The 1170-nt window shown below is 52.7% G+C and carries 2 protein-coding genes; one reads left to right on the forward strand and one right to left on the reverse strand.

Features of this window, described 5'->3' with window-relative positions:
* On the reverse strand, nucleotides 1-525 hold a 525-nt coding region (locus CPT76_RS30115), incomplete at its 3' end, for a YeeE/YedE thiosulfate transporter family protein (protein ID WP_181153134.1).
* Nucleotides 526-711: 186 nt separating this feature from the next.
* Between CPT76_RS30115 and CPT76_RS30120 the strand changes: the two genes are divergently transcribed.
* Entirely contained in the window at nucleotides 712-1029 is a 318-nt protein-coding gene (locus CPT76_RS30120; RefSeq protein WP_374954745.1) for a hypothetical protein, read from the forward strand.
* Nucleotides 1030-1170 lie beyond the last annotated feature (141 nt).

Genomic DNA, 1170 nt, shown 5'->3' on the forward strand with positions numbered 1-1170 from the left:
AAGGGTGGGCTTCCCCTTCCACCAGGAGGTATTTACCAGCTTGGTCCCGAGGTATGTACCGATTGCGGTAGCGGCAATAAAAATCCAGGAGTGGAGGGAAAACTGCGGCACACCCGTGAAAAATGCCGCCAGATTGCAGCCGAGGGCAAGCCGCGCTCCGAAGCCGGCGACAAAACCTCCGGCCAGCCCCTGAAGCAGCCGGCGTTTCTGCCGCGGCACCCTGATTTTGAAGCTGTTGCTGAGCAGAATCATGATCAGCGCGCCGATGAACATGCCCCAGACGATCCATCCGTCGGTCCGGGTGAACGTGGTTCCGTTCATATGGATCAGCTGAAAGTAAGCCCAGTCCGAAATATCCACGCCGCACCATTCCAGAAGATGTCCGCCCAGACGGGTAAACTCCCCGGTGACAGCCCAGACTGTGCCGGTGATACCAAAATACACGGCGCTTAAAATACCGGCCAGCGCCATGGCCAAATAAGGGCTCCAGTAGCGGTTAAACACTTTGTCGTACACCTGCTTCATTCTCGTCCAACATTTCCTTTCCGAACAGTCCCGATTTAGGGAACTGTTGAATTCATCGTTTGACTTCCCCAATGGTTTCCTTGATTCCATAGGGATGCCATTCTATTCTACAACAACGGGCCGAAATGAGAAGAGGGTTTTTCACGCCGGGCGTTGCCCATGGAGATCGGAGGAAGTTGTGGTACAATGGCTCTAGTCAAACAAAGATTGGAGATGATTTCGCCCATGAACAAGCCGCTCAAACAACAAGAGCTGATTTCATATATTGCCGAGGAGACCCAAGCCGACCGGGACAGCATTACGCTCGTCCTGAAGCATGAGGAAGCCTATATTAACAACGCCAAGGCCGATGTGAAAGGCGAGGTGGAGATCGACATGGACGATTTGGTCGATTATGTGTTGAGCCGCCGCGATATCAAGCTGGACGAGATGACTATTGAAGCTATTCTGGAGGCGGAAATGGATTTCTTGATGGACCAGGGATTGGCCAGTTACGAAGACTAGGCAGCCGGACCATGCAGACAGACGGAAAAACCGCACCGAGCGTTTAAACTGCATCCTCTGTGGTAGATTGTTTCTACACTGGAGGTGCAGTTTCGTTCGGGCGGTTTTTTGGTGCGTTCTCACGAATTCGACACAAGCACT

It is taken from the genome of Paenibacillus sp. AR247 (assembly GCF_002968895.1).
Lineage (GTDB): Bacteria > Bacillota > Bacilli > Paenibacillales > Paenibacillaceae > Paenibacillus_AQ > Paenibacillus_AQ favisporus.